This is a genomic window from Nonomuraea sp. NPDC001699 (assembly GCF_053596455.1).
Genome location: NZ_JBSFGF010000005.1, coordinates 344,937 through 363,455 on the forward strand (window position 1 = coordinate 344,937; position 18,519 = coordinate 363,455).

The 18,519-nt window shown below is 69.4% G+C and carries 21 protein-coding genes, 2 tRNA genes and 1 other RNA gene; 9 read left to right on the top strand and 15 right to left on the bottom strand.

What is annotated here, in order from left to right; all coding sequences use genetic code 11:
• Positions 1–9: 9 nt before the first annotated feature.
• Positions 10–678 (bottom strand): TetR/AcrR family transcriptional regulator, encoded by a 669-nt coding sequence (locus tag ACWCSU_RS18150; RefSeq protein WP_397035889.1) that lies wholly within the window; start codon positions 676–678, stop codon positions 10–12.
• A 157-nt stretch (positions 679–835) separates the two neighbouring features.
• Between ACWCSU_RS18150 and ACWCSU_RS18155 the strand changes: the two genes are divergently transcribed.
• Positions 836–1,744, top strand: coding sequence for a hypothetical protein (locus ACWCSU_RS18155; RefSeq protein WP_449936148.1), 909 nt, complete (start codon positions 836–838; stop codon positions 1,742–1,744).
• A gap of 127 nt (positions 1,745–1,871) precedes the next feature.
• Here the strand turns inward: ACWCSU_RS18155 and ACWCSU_RS18160 are convergent, their stop codons facing one another.
• The 5 genes from ACWCSU_RS18160 to ACWCSU_RS18180 all read right to left on the bottom strand — a co-directional run bounded on the left by ACWCSU_RS18160 (position 1,872) and on the right by ACWCSU_RS18180 (position 5,764).
• Positions 1,872–2,930, bottom strand: coding sequence for an aspartate-semialdehyde dehydrogenase (locus tag ACWCSU_RS18160; protein ID WP_357693440.1), 1,059 nt, complete (start codon positions 2,928–2,930; stop codon positions 1,872–1,874).
• Positions 2,927–4,201, bottom strand: coding sequence for an aspartate kinase (locus tag ACWCSU_RS18165; RefSeq protein WP_357693438.1), 1,275 nt, complete (start codon positions 4,199–4,201; stop codon positions 2,927–2,929). Before ACWCSU_RS18165 ends, ACWCSU_RS18160 begins: the two co-directional genes overlap by 4 nt.
• Positions 4,202–4,288: 87 nt before the next feature.
• On the bottom strand, positions 4,289–4,819 hold the full coding sequence (locus ACWCSU_RS18170) for a DUF5063 domain-containing protein (RefSeq protein WP_352362187.1): 531 nt from the start codon (positions 4,817–4,819) through the stop codon (positions 4,289–4,291).
• Positions 4,812–5,411 carry a recombination mediator RecR gene (recR, locus tag ACWCSU_RS18175; RefSeq protein ID WP_357693436.1) on the bottom strand — a complete coding sequence of 200 codons (600 nt, stop codon included), beginning with the start codon at positions 5,409–5,411 and terminating at the stop codon, positions 4,812–4,814. The genes ACWCSU_RS18170 and recR overlap by 8 nt, the downstream gene beginning before the upstream one ends.
• A gap of 2 nt (positions 5,412–5,413) precedes the next feature.
• Entirely contained in the window at positions 5,414–5,764 is a 351-nt protein-coding gene (locus ACWCSU_RS18180; protein WP_125640519.1) for a YbaB/EbfC family nucleoid-associated protein, read from the bottom strand.
• Between the two features lie 491 nt (positions 5,765–6,255).
• On the opposite strand from ACWCSU_RS18180, the gene ACWCSU_RS18185 reads away from it, so the two are divergent.
• Positions 6,256–7,512 carry a helix-turn-helix domain-containing protein gene (locus tag ACWCSU_RS18185; RefSeq protein ID WP_357693434.1) on the top strand — a complete coding sequence of 419 codons (1,257 nt, stop codon included), beginning with the start codon at positions 6,256–6,258 and terminating at the stop codon, positions 7,510–7,512.
• A gap of 25 nt (positions 7,513–7,537) precedes the next feature.
• Here ACWCSU_RS18185 and ACWCSU_RS18190 read toward each other — a convergent pair whose 3' ends face one another.
• On the bottom strand, positions 7,538–9,850 hold the full coding sequence (locus tag ACWCSU_RS18190) for a DNA polymerase III subunit gamma and tau (RefSeq protein ID WP_449936153.1): 2,313 nt from the start codon (positions 9,848–9,850) through the stop codon (positions 7,538–7,540).
• 31 nt (positions 9,851–9,881) lie between these two features.
• Positions 9,882–9,977: signal recognition particle sRNA small type (gene ffs / locus ACWCSU_RS18195), an RNA gene on the bottom strand.
• Between the two features lie 106 nt (positions 9,978–10,083).
• On the opposite strand from ffs, the gene ACWCSU_RS18200 reads away from it, so the two are divergent.
• Positions 10,084–10,171 (top strand) — tRNA-Ser (locus ACWCSU_RS18200).
• A 62-nt stretch (positions 10,172–10,233) separates the two neighbouring features.
• Here the strand turns inward: ACWCSU_RS18200 and ACWCSU_RS18205 are convergent.
• Positions 10,234–10,653: an SRPBCC family protein gene (locus ACWCSU_RS18205; protein WP_357693428.1), complete on the bottom strand. Its 420-nt coding sequence runs from the start codon at positions 10,651–10,653 to the stop codon at positions 10,234–10,236.
• 37 nt (positions 10,654–10,690) lie between these two features.
• On the bottom strand, positions 10,691–11,701 hold the full coding sequence (locus tag ACWCSU_RS18210) for an aldo/keto reductase (protein WP_449936157.1): 1,011 nt from the start codon (positions 11,699–11,701) through the stop codon (positions 10,691–10,693).
• A 173-nt stretch (positions 11,702–11,874) separates the two neighbouring features.
• Between ACWCSU_RS18210 and ACWCSU_RS18215 the strand changes: the two genes are divergently transcribed.
• On the top strand, positions 11,875–12,798 hold the full coding sequence (locus ACWCSU_RS18215; RefSeq protein WP_449936160.1) for a hypothetical protein: 924 nt from the start codon (positions 11,875–11,877) through the stop codon (positions 12,796–12,798).
• A gap of 55 nt (positions 12,799–12,853) precedes the next feature.
• Positions 12,854–13,330: a hypothetical protein gene (locus ACWCSU_RS18220; protein ID WP_449936162.1), complete on the top strand. Its 477-nt coding sequence runs from the start codon at positions 12,854–12,856 to the stop codon at positions 13,328–13,330.
• Positions 13,331–13,336: 6 nt separating this feature from the next.
• On the opposite strand, the gene ACWCSU_RS18225 is transcribed toward ACWCSU_RS18220, so the two are convergent.
• Complete coding sequence (locus ACWCSU_RS18225; RefSeq protein ID WP_449936164.1) at positions 13,337–13,978, bottom strand: LysE family translocator; 642 nt, start codon at positions 13,976–13,978, stop codon at positions 13,337–13,339.
• Positions 13,979–14,066: 88 nt separating this feature from the next.
• Between ACWCSU_RS18225 and ypfJ (ACWCSU_RS18230) the strand changes: the two genes are divergently transcribed.
• From ypfJ (ACWCSU_RS18230) to ACWCSU_RS18245, 4 genes are all read left to right on the top strand, one after another.
• Positions 14,067–15,026, top strand: coding sequence for a KPN_02809 family neutral zinc metallopeptidase (gene ypfJ, locus ACWCSU_RS18230; protein WP_449936166.1), 960 nt, complete (start codon positions 14,067–14,069; stop codon positions 15,024–15,026).
• A 54-nt stretch (positions 15,027–15,080) separates the two neighbouring features.
• Positions 15,081–15,938, top strand: a complete 858-nt coding sequence (ypfJ, locus tag ACWCSU_RS18235) for a KPN_02809 family neutral zinc metallopeptidase (protein WP_357693416.1) — start codon at positions 15,081–15,083, stop codon at positions 15,936–15,938.
• Between the two features lie 45 nt (positions 15,939–15,983).
• On the top strand, positions 15,984–16,280 hold the full coding sequence (locus ACWCSU_RS18240; protein ID WP_357693414.1) for a type II toxin-antitoxin system VapB family antitoxin: 297 nt from the start codon (positions 15,984–15,986) through the stop codon (positions 16,278–16,280).
• A gap of 109 nt (positions 16,281–16,389) precedes the next feature.
• Positions 16,390–16,704 (top strand): hypothetical protein, encoded by a 315-nt coding sequence (locus ACWCSU_RS18245; RefSeq protein ID WP_449936170.1) that lies wholly within the window; start codon positions 16,390–16,392, stop codon positions 16,702–16,704.
• A gap of 40 nt (positions 16,705–16,744) precedes the next feature.
• Here ACWCSU_RS18245 and ACWCSU_RS18250 read toward each other — a convergent pair.
• The 4 genes from ACWCSU_RS18250 to ACWCSU_RS18265 all read right to left on the bottom strand — a co-directional run bounded on the left by ACWCSU_RS18250 (position 16,745) and on the right by ACWCSU_RS18265 (position 18,382).
• Positions 16,745–16,834 (bottom strand) — tRNA-Ser (locus ACWCSU_RS18250).
• Positions 16,835–16,844: 10 nt separating this feature from the next.
• The gene (tadA, locus tag ACWCSU_RS18255) at positions 16,845–17,375 is read right to left on the bottom strand and encodes a tRNA adenosine(34) deaminase TadA (RefSeq protein WP_449936171.1); all 531 of its coding nucleotides are present in this window, start codon (positions 17,373–17,375) and stop codon (positions 16,845–16,847) included.
• Positions 17,372–17,848: a tRNA adenosine deaminase-associated protein gene (locus tag ACWCSU_RS18260; RefSeq protein WP_357693408.1), complete on the bottom strand. Its 477-nt coding sequence runs from the start codon at positions 17,846–17,848 to the stop codon at positions 17,372–17,374. The genes tadA and ACWCSU_RS18260 overlap by 4 nt, the downstream gene beginning before the upstream one ends.
• A gap of 18 nt (positions 17,849–17,866) precedes the next feature.
• Positions 17,867–18,382 (bottom strand): tRNA adenosine deaminase-associated protein, encoded by a 516-nt coding sequence (locus tag ACWCSU_RS18265; RefSeq protein ID WP_449936174.1) that lies wholly within the window; start codon positions 18,380–18,382, stop codon positions 17,867–17,869.
• Positions 18,383–18,519 lie beyond the last annotated feature (137 nt).

An 18,519-nucleotide genomic window follows, 5' to 3' on the forward strand; every position in this document is an offset into this window, starting at 1 on the left:
AGGAGCCCCTCAGGCCCGCAATTCGTGCACCGCCGCGATGAAGTCCTTCGTGATCCCCTGCAACCCGGGCAGATGCGACAACCCCACCAGCCGATCCACCAGCGGCACCGTCACCTCGATCAGCCGGTAGGTGCGCACGCACCCCGGCGAGGTGTCGTGCACCCAGAACAGCACCATGCCCATCGACAACAACCACAGCAGCTCCGGCAGCTCGGCCCGCAGCTCGGCGTTCATCCGGTCCTTCGACCCCTCGACCACCTCGCGGTAGATCCCGATGGACGCCTCTCGCGCCGGCGACGACTGGGCGCTGAACGGACTCAGCGGGTTCGTCGGCTCGGCCGCGTGCTTGAAGAACTTCACCGCGAACTCGTGGTACGGCTCCGACACCCGCACCCACTCGCACAGCACCCCGCTCAGCCGCGCGGCGAACGACCTCTCCGTGGCCAGGAACTCCCGGCAGGCCTGCTCGTGCTCGGCCTGCGCGCGGTCGTAATAGGCCTGGATCAGCGCCTCCTTGCTCTCGAAGTAGTAGTAGGCGTTGCCCACTGACACCCCTGCCTCGGCGGCGATGGCGCGCATGGTCGTCGCGTCGAAGCCACGCTCACGGAACAGTCGCAAGGCCGTCTCGACGATGACCTCTCGGGTGCTCTCCGATCCTCTGTTTCGGGCTTCGGACACGTTCGTCACTTTACGTCTTGAAAGCGCGGTGGGTCATGGAGTGGCACGGTGATCGCCGCCACAGGGCAAAGATGGCTATGAGACATGAGTTATCTCCTGGGAATGGTGGGATTGTCGTTTCAGGCGGAAGGGCTCTTTTCCGCGAAAAGGCATCGACATGTGGATACGTGGAACAGCGCGCACCTTCGTGGTGGCGCTCCTCGGCATTCAGATCACCATAATCGCGCTGGCGTCGGCCGCTTCCGCCGCCTCCCACCCATCAGGTGGAGAGCGGGCTCAGGCGCCAACACCGTTCAACCGTCCTGACGAGACCGGAGGGATCGACCTGTCCCTGTGGTTCCCGGAGGGGATCGACGGGCCGTGGACGAACATCCGGCAGGCCGCCGTCGAGGCAGCCATGTCGGAGACATACCAGGTCGGGCACCACCAGGCGGACCCCACGGCCGCCGAGTCGCAGCTGTGGAGGGAGGACTCAGAAGAGGCGGAGGACGCCTGGGCCGACGCCGAGGAGGCGTTCGTCGAGCAGACGTACGCCCAGGATCGCGCCGAGCGCTCAGAAGCCGCCACGAGGCCCGCGAGCGTCGAGGAGGCCGTCGTGCCTCAGTTCCGGCCGCAGAGGGCGCAGAAGCGATCTCAGCTTGATCTGGCGCGCACGGTGCCCAGGCAGGCGGCGATGCACATGACCCACGCCCTGGCCGCCCGCTGGCTGAAGAGCTCGGGCCTGCGCACGAAGTCGTCCGGCCACTGTACGAGCCGCCACATGCACCACTGCACCTCGCTCGACTCCGTAAGGGCCGGCACGATCGCCCGGATCATCGACCTCAAGCATGACAGCGGCTGCCCGGTCATGGTGACCGGCGGCACGGAGACGGGCCACGCACCCGGCCAGTACAGCCACGGGAACGGCTACAAGCTCGACATCACGCACAACGCGTGCATCGACCGCTACATCACCAGGAACCACCACAAGACGGGGGTCCGCGGTGACGGCGCCGCGCTCTACCGTTCCGCCACCGGAACCGTCTTCGCCAACGAGAACAGCCACTGGGACATCCTGTTCCGGTGACAGGCCCCGCCCGCCGTCGCGCCGCCGGAGCTCTCCTTGAGAAGGCGACTCTCCGTGGCAGACGAATCTCCGTGAAAAGGCGAAGGACGCCGCGACTGGCACGGCGTCCCCACGGAGTCGGCCGGGCCTACAGCTCGGAGGCCACCAGTTCGGCGATCTCCGCCGCGTTCAGCGCGGCCCCCTTGCGCAGGTTGTCGCCGCAGACGAACAGGTCGAGCGTGTTCGGGAAGTCGATCGCCTGGCGGACGCGGCCCACGTAGGTCGGGTCGTTGCCCACCACGTCGAGCGGCGTCGGGAAGACGCCGTTGGCCGGGTCGTCCATCAGCACCACCGTCGGCGCCGCCGACAGCACTCGGTGCGCGTCCTCGACCGTGATCTCCCGCTCGAAGCGGGCGTGCACGGCCAGCGAGTGCGTGGTGATGACCGGCACGCGGACGCAGGTCGCGGAGACCTTCAGGCCGGGGATGCCGAGGATCTTGCGTGACTCGTTGCGGAGCTTGAGCTCCTCGGACGCCCAGCCGCCGTCCTTGTACGAGCCCGCCCACGGCACCACGTTGAACGCGATGGGCGCCGGGAACGGCGACTCCCCGGGCAGCTTGTCGGCCAGGACGTTGCGCACGTCGCCGGCCGTCTGGCCGACCGAACGGTCGCCGGCCAGCGCCTCGACCTCGTCGTAGAGCCGCGCCGAGCCCGCCACTCCCGCGCCCGACACCGCCTGGTAGGAGGCGACGACGAGCTCCGTGAGCACGTACTCGGCGTGCAGCGCGCCCATGGCCGCCATCATCGACAGCGTGGTGCAGTTGGGGGTCGAGATGATGTTCCTGGGCCGCTCGCGCGCGTCGAGCGGGTTGACCTCCGGCACCACCAGCGGCACGTCGGGCTCCATGCGGAACGTGCCGGACTTGTCGATCGCGATCGCGCCACGCTCGGCCGCGATCGGCACCCACACGGCCGACACCTCGTCGGGCACGTCGAAGATGGCGATGTCGATGCCGTCGAAGACCTCGGGCGCCAGCGCCTGGACCACGACGTCCTCGCCGCGCACGCGCAGCACCTTGCCCGCCGAGCGCGGGGAGGCGACGAGACGGATCTCGCCCCAGATGTCCTCCCGGCTGGACACGATGTCCCGCATGACGGTGCCCACGGCGCCGGTGGCGCCGATCAGTGCGAGATTGGGCCTGCTCATCGTCCGCTACCTCCGTACACCACGGCTTCGACCTGGTCGGCGTCGAGATCGAAGGCTCGGTGGGCGGCCGCCACGGCCGCGTCGACACCGTCCTGCTCGACGATCACTGAGATGCGGATCTCCGAGGTGGAGATCATCTCGATGTTGACCCCCGCGTCGGCGAGGGCCGCGAAGAACGTCGCCGTGACGCCGGGGTGCGAGCGCATGCCCGCGCCGATCAGCGACACCTTCCCGATCTGGTCGTCGAAGAGCAGCGACTCGTAGCCGATGCGGCCCTGGATCTTCTTCAGCGCCGTCAGCGCGACCTGGCTGTCGGCCGTGGGCAGCGTGAAGGAGATGTCGGTACGGCCCGTGGCCGCCGCCGAGACGTTCTGGACGATCATGTCGATGTTGATCTCGGCTTCGGCCAGCGTTTTGAAGATCGAGGCAGCCTCGCCGACCTTGTCGGGGACCCCGACAACAGTGATCTTGGCCTCGCTCCGGTCGTGCGCGACGCCGGAGATGATCGGCTGCTCCATCTCGGTTCCTTCGGTGTAAGGGTCGGAGACGACCCACGTGCCTTCCCTGGTGCTGAACGAGCTGCGTACGTGGATCGGCAGGTCGAACCGCCGAGCGTACTCGACGCAGCGAAGATGCAGGATCTTCGCGCCGCAGGCCGCCATCTCCATCATCTCGTCGTACGAGATCCTGGGGATCTTGCGGGCCACGGGGACGATGCGCGGGTCGGCCGTGAAGATGCCGTCGACATCGGTGTAGATCTCGCAGACGTCGGCCTCCAGGGCCGCCGCGAGCGCGACGGCCGTGGTGTCGGAGCCGCCGCGGCCCAGCGTGGTGATGTCCTTGGTGTCCTGCGAGACGCCCTGGAACCCGGCCACGATCGCGATGTGCCCCTGGTCGAGCGCCTCACGGATGCGGCCCGGCGTCACGTCGATGATGCGGGCCTTGCCGTGGGTGGAGTCGGTGATCACGCCGGCCTGCGAGCCGGTGAACGAACGGGCCTCGTGGCCGAGGTTGGCGATCGCCATGGCCAGCAGGGCCATCGAGATGCGCTCTCCGGAGGTCAGCAGCATGTCGAGCTCGCGGCCCGGAGGCAGCGGCGACACCTGCTCGGCCAGGTCGAGCAGCTCGTCCGTCGTGTCGCCCATCGCGGAGACGATCACGACCACGTCGTTGCCGGTTTTTTTCGTCGCGACGATCCGCTGCGCGACCCGCTTGATGCAGGACGCGTCGGCGACGGACGAACCACCGTACTTTTGCACAACGAGCGCCACGAGAGTCTCCCGGTCTGGACTGTGAACTGCCAGTCTACTGGGGGCCTCTCATGGGGCTGATGGTTCATACCACTATGTGGATGATCATCACACGGTGGTGGCTTCCTCCGCCACGTCGAGCCGCGAGTGCGCGGCGAGGGCCTGCAGCGCGCGCATCGCCGCGCCCGCATGGTTGCCCCAGGTGTTGAAGTAGGAGTACTGCCACCACCACAACGCCTCGTGCGGACGGCCGGCGTGGAAGTGACGCAGCCCGTGGATGAGGTCGGCGGCCACCGCGGTCAGATCGTCCGACAGCCGGTACGGCGTGACCGACGTGTCCTTGTACGGGTCGAACACCTCGGCGTAGTCGTCGACCGCCTCCAGCCGCTCGGCCAGCGCCGTGCGCACGCCGTCGATGTCGGGGTCCTCGCTCATCGGCGGCTCGTAGTTGCCCGAGAGGATCACGTCGCGGTTGGCGCCGAGCTTGGCCCCGGCCAGGCTCACCTGCGCGACCTCCACCAGGAGCAGCGACCAGATCGCGTCACCGCCCTCGCCGCCGGCGACCCTGGTCAGGCCGTCGACGTAGTTCTGCGCGTGCGCGGCGATCTCTTCGGCGAGCACATCCCACATATCAGACATCCAGGAGCCTCCGTCCTTCGAAAGCACGGCCCAGGGTCACCTCGTCGGCGTACTCGAGGTCACCGCCCACCGGCAGGCCGCTGGCGAGTCGTGTCACTTTGATGCCCATCGGCTTGACCAGACGGGCGAGGTAGGTAGCGGTCGCCTCGCCTTCGAGATTGGGGTCGGTGGCGAGGATGAGCTCGGTGACCCGCCCGTCGGCCAGGCGCGTCATGAGCTCGCGGATGCGCAGGTCGTCGGGGCCGACACCGTCGATCGGGCTGATCGCGCCGCCGAGCACGTGGTACGTGCCGCGGTACTCGCGCGTCTTCTCGATCGCCACGACGTCCTTCGACTCCTCGACCACGCAGATGACGTGCGTGTCGCGCCGCGGGTCGCGGCAGATGCGGCACTCCTCCTCGGAGGCCACGTTGCCGCACACCCGGCAGAAGCGCACCTTGTCCTTGACCTCGAGCAGCGCGTGCGCCAACCGCTTGACGTCGGCCGGGTCGGCCGACAGCAGATGGAAGGCGATGCGCTGCGCGCTCTTGGGACCGACCCCGGGCAGCATGCCGAGCTCGTCGATCAGGTTCTGGACGACCCCTTCGTACATGCCTAGAACCCTGGCAGCTGTCCGAGTCCGCCGCCGCCCAGACCTTGGGCGAGCGGGCCGAGCTTCTCCTGCTGCAGGTCGGCGGCGGCGCGCACCGCGTCGCGGACGGCCGCGATCACCAGGTCGGCGATCGTGTCGGCGGTGTCCTGCGGGTCGGCCGCGTCGATCACGCTCGGGTCGATCTTGAGTTCGAGCAGCTCACCTGAGCCGTTGACGACGGCCGTGACCATGCCGCCGCCTGACGAGCCCTCGATCTGCGCGTCGTTGAGCTCCTGCTGGGCGCTCACAAGCTGCTGCTGCATGAGCTGAGCCTGCTCCAGCAGCTGCTGCAGGTTGACATCCCCTGGGTTCACCGTCGTGCGCTCCTCGTGGCTCCGGTTCTTGACTGCCACGAGCCTACGGTGTTTGGGCGGCGTCATGTACTGGGAGGGCTCCCCATGTTTCCCTCCAGACACGTCACGGTCCTTGGTCATGGCCGGATCTCGGCCCCCCTCCAGTGTCCGAGACCCGGCCATCACGTCGGACGGAGCGGCCGCACCACGCCGACGCGTGTTTCGGAACGCTAGTGCGACCAACGTTGCACACACGTTGCGTTCATTCAATCACCCTTCGCAATCCCCCTGAACGGCTTGCGCATATCGCCGCCAGGACGGATGCTCTTGTTGACTACTTGGAGTGACCGATGAGTTACGGCCATCTCGATGCGTACTCCCGCCTTCTACGCGGAGCACACGAAGCGGCGACCACGGGACAGAGTTCCCCCAATTCGCCTCGCACTCTGATCACGGCGTCCTGGCGGCGATCGCTCGCGGCGGGGATCGACCCGGATGGCCGGAGTGCTCCCTTGGTCTGCGAGTCCGCCGACATCGACGAGATCCGCGAGGCTCATCCGCTGCAACCGCTGCTGCCGCTGCTCGCCCAGACCCTCTCCGGCCTGGCGGACGAGACCGACCACGTCATGATCGTCACAGACCGTGACGGACGGGTCCTCTGGCGGGAGGGCAAAGGCGGCATCCTGCGCGACGCCGACCAGGTGGGCCTGGCCGACGGTCACCACTGGGGCGAGTGCATGGCCGGCACCAACGGCATCGGCACCGCGCTCGCCACCGGCCGGCCGGTCCACGTCTACTCCGAGGAACACCTGATGCGGGTGCTGCACGTCTGGTCGTGCAGCGCGGCGCCGATCAGCGACCCGGAGTCGGGCGACGTCATAGGCTGCGTCGACGTCAGCGGCATCGCGCGTTCCCTGCATCCGGCGACGGTCGCCCTGGTCAGCGCGACGGCCAAGCTCGCCGAGTCGCAGCTCGCCGTACGGATGCACGAGCGCGACGAACGGCTGCGCCGCCGGTACGAGTCCCTGCGCAACCGGGGAGGCATCCTGCTGTCCCCCACGGGCCGGGTCATCTCGGGCGATCCCATGGGCCGACTCGGCACCCGCCTGTCCCTGTCCGGCCAGCGCATGATCCTGCGCGACGGGAGCGTCGCCTTCCTTGAGCCCTTCTGTGACGGCTACCTCCTGCGCGACACCCCGTCCGCGACGCCGCCCACCCTCCGCCTGACCTGCCTCGGCGAGGGCACCCCGACGGCCGACCTCGGCGACCGCGCGCACCCGCTCTCACTGCGCCACGCCGAGATCCTCGCCCTTCTCGCCCTGCACCCCCAGGGCCTGTCGGCCGACCAGCTCTCGTTCCACCTGTACGGCGACGACGGCAACCCCGTGACGATCCGGGCCGAGATCCATCGGCTGCGCAGCCAGCTCGGGGAGGTGCTAGCGGCGAAGCCGTACCGGCTGGTGTGCCCGGTCGAGGCCGACTTCCTCGGCCTTCGCCGGCTGCTGGCGTCGGGCGACACCGCCGCCCTGGCCCGCTCCTACCCCGGCCCGCTCCTGCCGCGCTCGGAGTCGCCGGACATCCGGCGCGAACGCGAGGAGCTCGAAGCCCAGGTACGCGCGTGCCTCCTGCGCCACGGCTCCCCCGAGGACCTGTGGACGTACGCCCAGACTCCCAACGGCCGCGACGACTACCAGGTGCTCGAACGCCTGTCGGCCCTTCCGCCGACGGACCCGCGCTCGGCCGCCGCCCGCGCCCGTCTCTTCCCCTGACCGCGCCGGTCCGGGGCGGCCGTCGTCAGGTGTGGTCGATCTCGCCGATGACCTGGGCGCCGAGTTCGCGTTGCAGCAGGGCCATGCCGGAGACGGCGTCCACGTCGGCGTCGGCGTCGTTCAGCGGGTCGACTTCGTCGGCGTCGGCGGCCTTGTCACGACCGGGGATGGCACTCGGCCACGCCGCCGCGCCGCCCGCGCGCGAGGCGGGGGCACGTGGCCCCGCCTGGGCGGCCGCCTTGGCAGCCGACCGCGCGGCGGCCAGGCCCGCTCCGACCGGCGCACCGGCGGGCTGCCGGGCGGTCACGGTCTGGGTGGGGTCGGGGCTCGGCGGGGAACCGGGGCTGAGGTCGTCGGGCGCGTCGGGCCAGGACTCGTCGGTGGTCGGGGGCGCGGACGCGGCGGCCGGAGGTTGGCCCGGGTCCGGGGAGGCCTGGTCGTCCTGGGAGCCGCCGTGGGAGGCGGATCGCCCCTGGGAGGTCGCCTGGACGCCGGCCCCGCCTTGCGGACTGGTCGTCGCCTGACCGGCGGCCGGGGCCGCCTGCGGCGCGGGGGCGGCGTGGCCGCCGGACGGCGGCTGCTGGCGTACGGGGCCGCGGGTGGCCTGGGGCGCCGGTGAGCCGCCGACCACCGCCTCGACCCGCCAGGTGCCGCCGAGCACGTCGCCGAGCGCGGTCGCCACGACGGCGTCCTTGCCGCCGCCCGTGAAGTTCTTCATCGCGCCGACCTGGCTGAACCCGAGCGTGACCAGGTTGCCTTCGACGCCTACGACCTGGGCGTTCGTGCTGACGTTGGCCCAGACCACGATGCTGCGCTGCTTGAGCGCGGCCAGCACGGCGGGCCACTGCTGCTGCATGCCGCCCGCCCCGCCCGCGACCGGGCCGGACGCGACCGGAGCCGCAGCCGGAGCGGTGGGGGCCGGTGCGGGCGCGCCGGAGACCTGGGCCGCCGCCGAGCCGGGACGTACGGGCTCGGGCCAGTCGTCGGCCCCTCCGCTCACAGGCGCGGGACCGTCGACGGGCGTCGCGGGCTCCTGAGCCACCGCGTCGTGACCGGCGGCCACGGGCGCGGCGACCGGGACGGCCGGAGGAGCGACGGCGGGAACGGGCACGTCATGGCCGCCTGAAGCCGCCGGACGCGGGATCGTCACCGCGCCCGCCCTGGAGGCCATCTGGGCGACCGTGCCGCCGCGCTCCAGGCGTTCGAGCCGGGCGAGCAGGGACGCCTCACCCTGCGAGGCGCCCGGCAGCAGGACGCGCGCGCACATGAGTTCGAGCAGCAGGCGCGGCGAGGTGGCGCCGCGCATCTCGGTGAGCCCCGCGTTGAAGATCTCGGCCGCGCGGGTGAGCTCGGCGGGTCCCATCGAGGACGCCTGCCGCACCAGCCGCTCCAGCTCGTCGGCGGGACGGTCGAGCAGCCCGCTCGACGCCGCCTCGGGCACGTTGGCCAGGATCACCAGGTCGCGGAAGCGCTCCAGCAGGTCGGAGGCGAAGCGGCGCGGGTCGTGGCCGCCCTCGATCACCCGGTTGACCGCCTGGAACACCTGGCCGCCGTCACGCGCGGCGAACGCGTTGACGACCTCGTCGAGCAGGTCTCCGTCGGTGTAGCCGAGCAGGGAGACGGCCTTGGCGTAGGTGATGCCGTCCTCCTCGGCCCCGGCGAGGAGCTGGTCGAGGATGGAGAGCGAGTCACGTGCCGAGCCGGCGCCCGCGCGTACGACCAGCGGCAGGGCGGGCGGCTCGAAGGGCACGCCCTCGGAGGTGAGGATCTCCTCCATCAACACCTTGAGCGTCGCCGGCGGCATCAGCCTGAACGGATAGTGGTGCGTACGCGACTTGATGGTGCCGATGACCTTTTCCGGCTCCGTCGTCGCGAAGATGAACTTCAGGTGCGGCGGAGGCTCCTCGACGAGCTTGAGCAGCGCGTTGAAACCCTCGCGGGTCACCATGTGCGCCTCGTCGATGATGTAGATCTTGTAGCGCGCCGACACGGGCGCGAAGAAGGCGCGTTCGCGCAGGTCACGGGCATCGTCGACGCCACCGTGGGAGGCCGCGTCGATCTCGATGACGTCGAGGTGGCCGGGGCCGGTCGGGGCGAGCGCGACACACGACTCGCAGGTGCCGCAGGGGTCGGGCGTCGGGCCCTGCTCGCAGTTGAGAGAGCGGGCGAGAATCCGCGCGCTGGAGGTCTTGCCGCATCCACGGGGGCCGCTGAACAGGTAAGCGTGGTTGATGCGGCCCGTACGCAACGCCTGCCGCAGCGGATCTGTGACGTGTTCCTGACCCTTGACCTCGGCGAAGGTCCCGGGTCGATACCTGCGGTAAAGCGCAAGGCTCATGCGACCATCCCGCCTGCGAGGGGGCTCTCAACGAAGAGACCCCCCGCACACCCGCCAGAGCCCGCTTATCCTTGCTGCCTTCCGGCCCTGGGGAGGTTCACAGGATGACGCCGCGCGAGGGGTCCCTGGACAGTCTAACCGGCCTCAGCAGTGCTCGCTCCACGGTTCGGGCCAAGAGCGTCCCGGAAAAATCGCGGTCACCATAGTGCTGGAAGTCCGGTAAGCTCGTCGGCGGAGGATTCGCCTAGTGGCCGAGGGCGCACGCTTGGAAAGCGTGTAAAGGGCAACCTTTCAGGGGTTCAAATCCCCTATCCTCCGCCAGTTCAGAAGGGGTGTGCCGTGATCACGGCACACCCCTTCCGACTTTCCGGCCCGGTGCGGGCTCAGGTCGCCAGGACGTTGTGCAGGGCTTCGAGGCCGTCGCGGAAGATGGTGGTGAACAGGCCGACCGCCTCGCCCTCGCTCACCCCCACCGGCGTGAAGCATCCCGACCACTGCACCTCGGAGGCGTCCTCGCGCCCGGGAACGGCGTGGACGCGCAGGGTGGAGAGGTAGCCGGTGACGGGGAAGGGCGCTTCGACGATGGCGTAGGTGTAGTGGCGCTCCGCCTCGCTGAAGTCCATGAGGCGTTCGACGATCACTTCGCCGTCCGGGTTGGTCAGCCGGCGGACGCGGCCGCCTTCGAGCATGGTGCTCTCGGGGATGTACGGAAGCCAGTCGGGCAGGGCGTGGAACCCTCCGATGAGATCCCAGACCCGCTCCGGGGAGGCGGGCAGGACGCGGCTGACCGAGGTCGTTGCCATGGTCGTTCTCCTGGTGGTCGTGGCGGCACGGGCGAGGTCAGGCGCCGCCGGGGAGCGGGGCGGCCGGGCTGACCAGGCCGAGGGCGCGCAGTTCCTCCCAGAACGCGGCGGGCACGGTCTCGTTCAGCGCGGCGACGTCCTCGGCGATCCGGCTGGGACGGGTGGCCCCTGGTACCGCGGCCACGGCCACCGGATGGGCGAGGGAGAACTGCAGGGCGGCCGCCTTGATGCTGACGCCGTACCGCTCGGCAAGGGCCTTGATCTGGCCGACGCGCTCGACGATCTCCGGTGGCGCCTGCTGGTACTCGAAATGGGTGCCGCCGGCGAGGACGCCGGAGCTGTAGGGCCCGCCGACGACCATGCTGACGTCCTGCTCCTCGGCCATGGGCAGCAGCCGTTGCAGGGCGTGCTCGTGGTCGAGGAGCGTGTACCGGCCGGCGAGCAGGAAGCCGTCGGGCTGGGGTTCGTCCAGGGCGAGGGTCAGCTCGATCGGCTCGGTGCGGTTGACGCCCAGGCCCCAGCCCCGGATCACGCCTTCGTCGCGCAGCCGGGCCAGCACCCGGAACGCCCCGGTACGGGCCTCCTCGAACTTCTGCAGCCACACGTCGCCGTGGAAGTCCTGGGCGATGTCGTGCACCCAGACGATGTCCAGCCGGTCGACGCCCAGGCGCTTGAGGCTGTCCTCGATCGAACGTTCGGTGGCGGGAGCGGTCCATTCGTCGAGCATCCGGTTCGGGCGGCCGTGCTCGAACAGCCCGCCCTTCTCGCCCAGTTCCCGGTCGCCGCTCTCCACCTCGTCGAGGATGACGCGGCCCACCTTCGTCGACAGGACGTAGGAGTCGCGGGGCTTGCCGGACAGCAGCGTGCCGAGCCGGGACTCGGCCAGGCCGGCCCCGTAGAAGGGGGCGGTGTCGTAGTAGCGGATGCCGTGGTCCCAGGCGGCCTCCAAGGTGGCGTGCACCTCTTCCTCGGGGATCGCGCGGAACATGTTGCCGAGGGGAGCCGTGCCGAACCCGAGTCGGCCGGGAAGGATTCCCGCGAGTGACATGACATTTCTTCCTTCCCTGTGCTGGCACTGCGGCCAGGTGGCGGGCTTGCCTCGCGCGACGGCCCGCGACAAGTGTCTGGAGTTCAATCCCCTGCAGGCCGGAGGTCGCACTTCGCGTGGGTAAAGAGCGGTCCCCCAAGCCGGACGGCCTTCTTTACGCTGATCCGCCCGGCGTGATCAAGCGCTCCGGCATCCCCGACCCGAAGGACACACCCGTGGCCCGCATGCTTCGCCACCTCGACGAAGAGCTCCGCCTGTTCTACGGAAGGCTCTGCCTGTACGGCGGCACCGAGATCCCGGAGTTCAGCGACGACGAGTCGGAGGCCACCCACGAGACGGTGACCGTCCGCCTGGAGGCATGGGACGTCGAGCCGCCGGAGCCGGGCCCCGACTGGAGAGCGATCGAGCAGACGGGCTTCACGGCCGCGACCGGAGTCGTTCAGATGGGGGTGTTGGACGGCAATGGCGGTGATTTCCTGATCGGTCCGCCCTGGTTCGAGTACGGCCTGACCGTGCACGTCCACAGCGTGAATGTGCTGCGCTGGGTGTTCCGGTTCTGGCCGATCCGGGATGTCTTCGACCCGCTCGTGCACATGAGGCCGAAGGAACCGGCCGGAGCCGCGCTGGAGCACCGCCGGGTGCCCGTTCCCGTCACGGAGTCCGGGCAGTGGGCGGCGATGCGGCAGGACAGGTTCAGGTCCCCGCAGGAAAGCGTGTCGTGGACGGCCCCGGCGCAGGATCATCTCGGCGCCGATCCGATCGCCCGCAAGTTCAGCCTGCTTCAGCAGGATCCGGTCTCACGTGCGCTGAACCCCGATCACGTGCCCACCTTCCCGGCTTCCGTGGATTCGGACCGGAACCCGGGCGAGACCTACCGGATGTGGCGCTGGGAGACGTGGACCGCCGACGGCCGCCCGCCGGACGGACACCTTCGGACGGGCAGGATCGTGCACCTGCGTGACGTCCACGAGGGCCGGGTGCTGGCCTCGGGCATCGTGACGGTGCTCCACACCGAGGACGGGCGTCGCCACGTCCGGGACGCCGAACCCCACGAGGCCGCCCGGGTCGTCTGCGCCGAGGAAACCTGGACGGAATGACGCGATCCTCGGAACGGGTGGCAAGAACGGAATTCGTCAGGATATCTTGACGGTCATGACTTTGAGCATCGCCGATCTTCCCGGCCACGAGGGCTTCGCCGCGCCCGTCCTGCCCGACGGGGAGCTGGCCTCGACGTCCAGCGCCTTCACCAGGACGTACGTCGGATACCAGGCCGCGTGTTCGTGCGGGTGGACCGATCGGCGGCGGTATCCGGCGACGCCCGAGGGGGCCAAGGAGGCGGAGTACCGGTGGTGGAGCAGGCACACGCCGCCGCTGCTCGCCGCCGCACCGCCCGCCTGGCTGGTGACCAAGTCGAACCTGCTGTGCGAGCAGGTCGTGAAGCTCTCCGCCGATCGTCCGCTGGCCGCGCTCACCCTGCTGTCCCAGGTGGAGAGCTGGCAGCGCACGCTGCTCGACCAGGCCGTCGCCGGAGCGCGCGAGAACGGCGCCTCCTGGACGGAGATCGGCGAGGCCATGGGCATCTCCAAGCAGGCGGCCCACGAACGCTTCAGGGCCCAGGTGAGCCGGTAGAGCCCGTCAGGCCGGCACGAGGGCCTTCGAGCGGTCGGCGACCATGCGTACGGCGAAGACGCCGAGCACCGCGCCCATCGCGTACCGCTGCACCCGCAGCCACACCGGACGACGGGCGAGGAAGGCGGCGAGGCCGCCGGCCGAGACCGCGATCAGCGCATTGACGAGCGTGCCGATCGCGATCTGCACCGAGCCGAGCGCGAGGCTCTGCAGCAGCACGTGACCCAAGGCCGGGTCGATGAACTGTGGGAGCAGCGACAGGTACAGGATCGCGATCTTGGGATTCAGCAGGCAGGTGAGCAAGCCCATGGCGAACAGCTTCCGCGGCCGCTCGACCTCCAGCTCCCGTGGCTGGAAGACCGACGCGCCGCCCGGCCTGATCGCGTTCCAGGCCATCCAGAGCAGGTACGCGGCCCCGGCCAGCTTCAGCGCCGTGTAGGCCACCGGCACGTACGCGAACACGGCCGTCAGTCCGAGGCACGTCGCTGTCAGGTACGTCATGAACCCCAGCGCGACACCCACGAGCGAGATCAGCCCGGCGCGGGGCCCCTGGCTGATCGAGCGGGACACCAGATAGATCATGTTCGGCCCCGGCGTCAGAACCATGCCCAGGGACACCAGCGCGATCCCGATCAACCCACCAGTCATGGCGGCAGATTAACCGACAAATGCGGAAAAATCATGCTCGCACATATTGCTCTGCGTAATCATCCGACTACGGGGGATGAAGCAGGGTATGCAGTTCGACGATGACACCCCACTCGACCCCTCACAGGTCGAGGACGTCCGGGCCTCCGGCTCCCAGCCCGGCCGCGGCGGCGGTGGCTGGGGCGGGATGCCGGGCGGCGGCTGCATGTTGCCCATCGGCGGCCGTGGCGGCGGCTGCCTGCTGCTGGTCCTGGCCGTGGCCGGGCTGTTCCTGTTCAAGCTCGCCCCCTCGCCCTTCCGCGGCGACGAGGGCGGCGAGCAGGGCGGCGGACGCTACCCGAGCGCCCCCGGCCAGCTCTCCCCCAGCGGCAACCTCGCCGAACGCTGCCGTACGGGCGCCGACGCCGACCAGGCGGAGGACTGCCGGATCGTCGGCACGGTGAACAGCATCCAGTCCTACTGGCGGCAGGCGTTCAAGGAGCGCGACAAGGAGTACACGCCGGCCAAGACCGTGCTGTTCTCGCGGGCCGTGAACACCGGCTGCGGCCCGGCCGACTCGGCCGTGGGCCCGTTCTACTGCCCGAGCGACCGCAAGGTCTACCTGGACCTGGCCTTCTTCGACACCCTCCAGCGCGACTTCGGCGCCGAGGGCGGCCCGTTCGCCCAGGCGTACGTGGTCGCCCACGAGTACGGCCACCACGTCCAGAACCTGCTCGGCACCATGGACAAGGTCGGCAACAACAGCAGGCCGGGCGCCAACAGCGCGTCCGTGCGCCTGGAACTTCAGGCCGACTGCTACGCCGGCGTCTGGGCGCACAACGCGGTCAAGACCGGCTTCTACCGCGAACCTTTCACCCAGGCCGACATCAACCAGGCCCTCGACGCCGCCGCGGCGGTCGGCGACGACAGCATCCAGCGCCGCTCCCAGGGCCGCGTCACCCCCGACGCCTTCACCCACGGCACCTCACAGCAACGCGAGAAGTGGTTCAGTGTCGGGTACGACACCGGCGTTCCGGAGAGATGTGACACCTTCTCGAATGGCATCTAGGCGGCCAGTTGGGGAAGCTCTGTAGCGGGCAGCACCCCAGAAGGGACGTCAGATATGGATTTCAAGGACGACGTCAACCTCGATTCGTCGCAGGTCGAGGACGTCGGTGGTCGCGGTGGCGGCGGGTTCTCGGGCGGCGGCTTCCCCGGCGGCATGGTCCTCGGGGGCGGCGGGATCGTCGGCCTGATCGCCTTAGTGCTGGTGTTCGTGCTCAACAACCTGGGCGGCGGCGGTGGCGACGGCGAGCCCGCGCAGAAGCAGCCTCCGGCCAAGCTCTCCCAGGAGTGCAAGACGGGCAAGGACGCCGATCAGTCGGAGAAGTGCCGCGTCGTGGGCGTGGTCAACAGCATCCAGGACTACTGGAAGCAGGAGATCTCCGGCTACCGGACGTCGAAGACGGTCCTGTACTCCGGCAGCCTCCGTACCGGCTGCGGCGCGGCCAGCTCCGCCGTCGGCCCGTTCTACTGCCCCAGTGACCAGCGCGTCTACCTCGACCTGAGCTTCTTCGACCAGCTCCACAGCCAGTTCGGCGCCAAGGGCGGCCCCTTCGCCCAGGCTTACGTGATCGCCCACGAATACGGCCACCACGTCCAGGACCTGCGCGGCGCCCTCCAGTCCGACACCGGCAGTTCGGTCCCCGTCGAGCTCCAGGCCGACTGCTACGCCGGCGTCTGGGCGCAGAACGCGGTCAAGACCGGCTTCTACGAAAAGCCCTTCACCCAGTCGGAAATCGCCGAGGCCCTGGACGCCGCGGCCGCCGTGGGCGACGACAGAATCCAGCAACGCACGAGCGGCAGAATCGATCCCGAATCGTTTACGCACGGCTCGTCCGAGCAACGCGTCAACGCCTTCCAGCGCGGCTACCAAAACGGCCGGCCCGGCGACTGTGAACAGTCTGAGCTGGGCCGATAGCCCCGGAGAACGCACGGGGTCGAATTCTCTCCTAAAATGAGGTGGGTGATCTTCAAGCTCGTCGGCGACGGACGCCCTTATCCCGAACACGGTCTGACGAACCGAGAGTGGGCGCAGATCCCTCCCAGGCAGGTCCGACTCGACTCGTTGATCACCACGAAGGCCATGCTGGACCTGCATTCGCTGCTCGCCGCCGACTCCACCTTCTACGGCGACCTGTTCCCGCACGTGGTGCAGTGGAAGGGCGAGCTCTATCTGGAGGACGGCCTCCACCGGGCCCTGCGCGCGGCCCTGCACCAACGGTCGATCCTGCACGCCAGAGTCCTGGATCTGCCCAGCTGAAACGCGCCGGAAAAGGGAGCCGTCATTCGCGGCTCCCTTTTTCATGTGTCAACCTGATCGACGTGCCGTGCGTCACGTCCGCGTCTTTCGACATCCTTTGGAGAATGCCGTGTCGTATCCACCGCCACATGGGCCGTGGCCGCCACCCGGATACGGCCCGCCGCACTACTCCCACCAGCCGGTCCAGGAGTACTTCGAGGAGCCGGGGCCCATCGACAATCGCAACCTGATCGTGTTGCTGGCGATCGGGCTGCCGCTGTTGCTCCTCAGCGCCTGCGGCGCCCTGTTCTTCGTCCTGACCGACGACGGCCGCCCGGAGTCCCGCGCCGGCGAGACGGTCCAGACGCAGGTCGTCGAGGACAGCCCGCCCGACATCCAGCTCAACCTGAACCCGCCGTCCGACGAGCCCACCCAGCAGCCCTGAGGGCAAAAGAAAAGGGCCTCCGAGGTCGTCGGAGGCCCGATGGCGGTGGTGGTGGGATTTGAACCCACGGATGAGTTGCCCCATCACACGCTTTCGAGGCGTGCGCCCTCGGCCACTAGGCGACACCACCGCGGACGAGCTTACCGGATTCTGCGAGTGGCGAAGAACTCCTTAAGGACAGCGGAGCACTCTTCGGCCAAGACACCCATGACGACCTCGGGCCGGTGGTTGAGTCTCCGGTCACGTACGACGTCCCAGAGCGAGCCCACGGCGCCGCCCTTCTCGTCCACGGCGCCGTACACGATCCGGTCGACCCGGGCGAGCACGGCCGCGCCCGCGCACATCGTGCAGGGCTCCAGGGTGACCACCAGCGTGCAGCCGGCCAGCCGCCACTGCCCGCGCAGCGCGGCGGCCCGCCTGAGCGCGAGCACCTCGGCGTGCGCGGTGGGATCGGCGGCGGACTCGCGATCGTTGCCCGCCGCGGCCAGCACCTCGCCGAGCGGCCCGAGCACGACGGCGCCGACGGGGATCTCGCCCCTGCCCCCGGCCGCGACGGCCTCGGCCAGGGCCAGGCGCATCGCTTCCTCGTGGGCCGCTTCCTCGTGGGCCGCTTCCTCGTGGGCCGCTTCCTCGTGGGCCGCTTCCTCGTGGGCCGCTTTCTCGTGGGTCAACGCAACCGGTCGAGCTCGTCGGCGAACGACAGCCGTTCGGCGATCACCGAGAGGACGTCGGCGGGCAGCAGGCCCTCCTCCATGCTCAGCTCCAGCAGCTCCTCCGAGCTCACGCCGAGGTCGCTGAGCAGCTCGAAGTCACCGGCGGGACGGATGCCGAGGCCGTTGCCCTCCTTGTCGGGGGCCACGCCGGCGAACTCGGCGAACAGCTCCCCCATGCCGTTGGAGGTGATCGCGTGCACGTCCGACAGGAACACCCGGGGCTCGTCCTCGCCGCGGTAGCGGGCGATGGCGAACCATTCGTCCTCGACCTCGACGCAGAGCAGGGCCAGCTCGTCGCCCGTCAGGCCCAGGGCCTCGATGACGGCGTCGCCGAAGTCGTCGACGATCTCCGCGTGGCGCAGGTCGACCTCTGCACCGGTCCAGCCGTCGGAAGTCCTGACAAAAGCCGCAGAGAAGGTGTTGGACGCCATGCCCGCACTCCAGGGGGGTCAGCCGAAGACCGTTTCGATGGCACGCTCGAACGGCTCGGAGAAGCCGAGCCGCGCGGCGATGCTGGACAGCACATCTTCGGGGAGGAGATCGATGTCGCCGGAGAGGATGCCCAGCTCCATCTCGTCCAACCCGAGATCGGCGAAGATCGACAGATCTCCCGCCGGCAGCACGGTCTCCTCGTCCTGGAGGATCTCGTCGAGCTCCTCCTCGTCGGGGACCGGCACGTCGAGGTAGTGCAGCACCTGGCGGGCGAGCGGGAAGTCCCAGGAGGCGGCGATGTCGGACAGGAAGACGTCGACCCGGTCACCGAGGACGCGCAGCGCCACGAAGAACTCGTCGCCGACCGCGACCAGGCCGATCGTGCCGCTCTCGCTCGGCTGCTGCCTGAGGGCCTGGATCAGGCCCTGGAGGTCGGACGTGAGCGTGACGGGCAACAACTCCGCGTGCCACCGCTCGTCCTCGCGATAAATCACGATGGCGAAGTCGAGCGCATCTTCGTCTGTCATCGCCATCCCCACCCGAGCCTCTGACACGACAGGTTCGCACCAGACCCCAATCGTTCCAGAACAGGCCACGCGGCGTGTGCCTCTCCGACCAAATTGTGATCAAAACCAAAGGCCCGAGGTGCCACCACTCCGTCCACCGGATA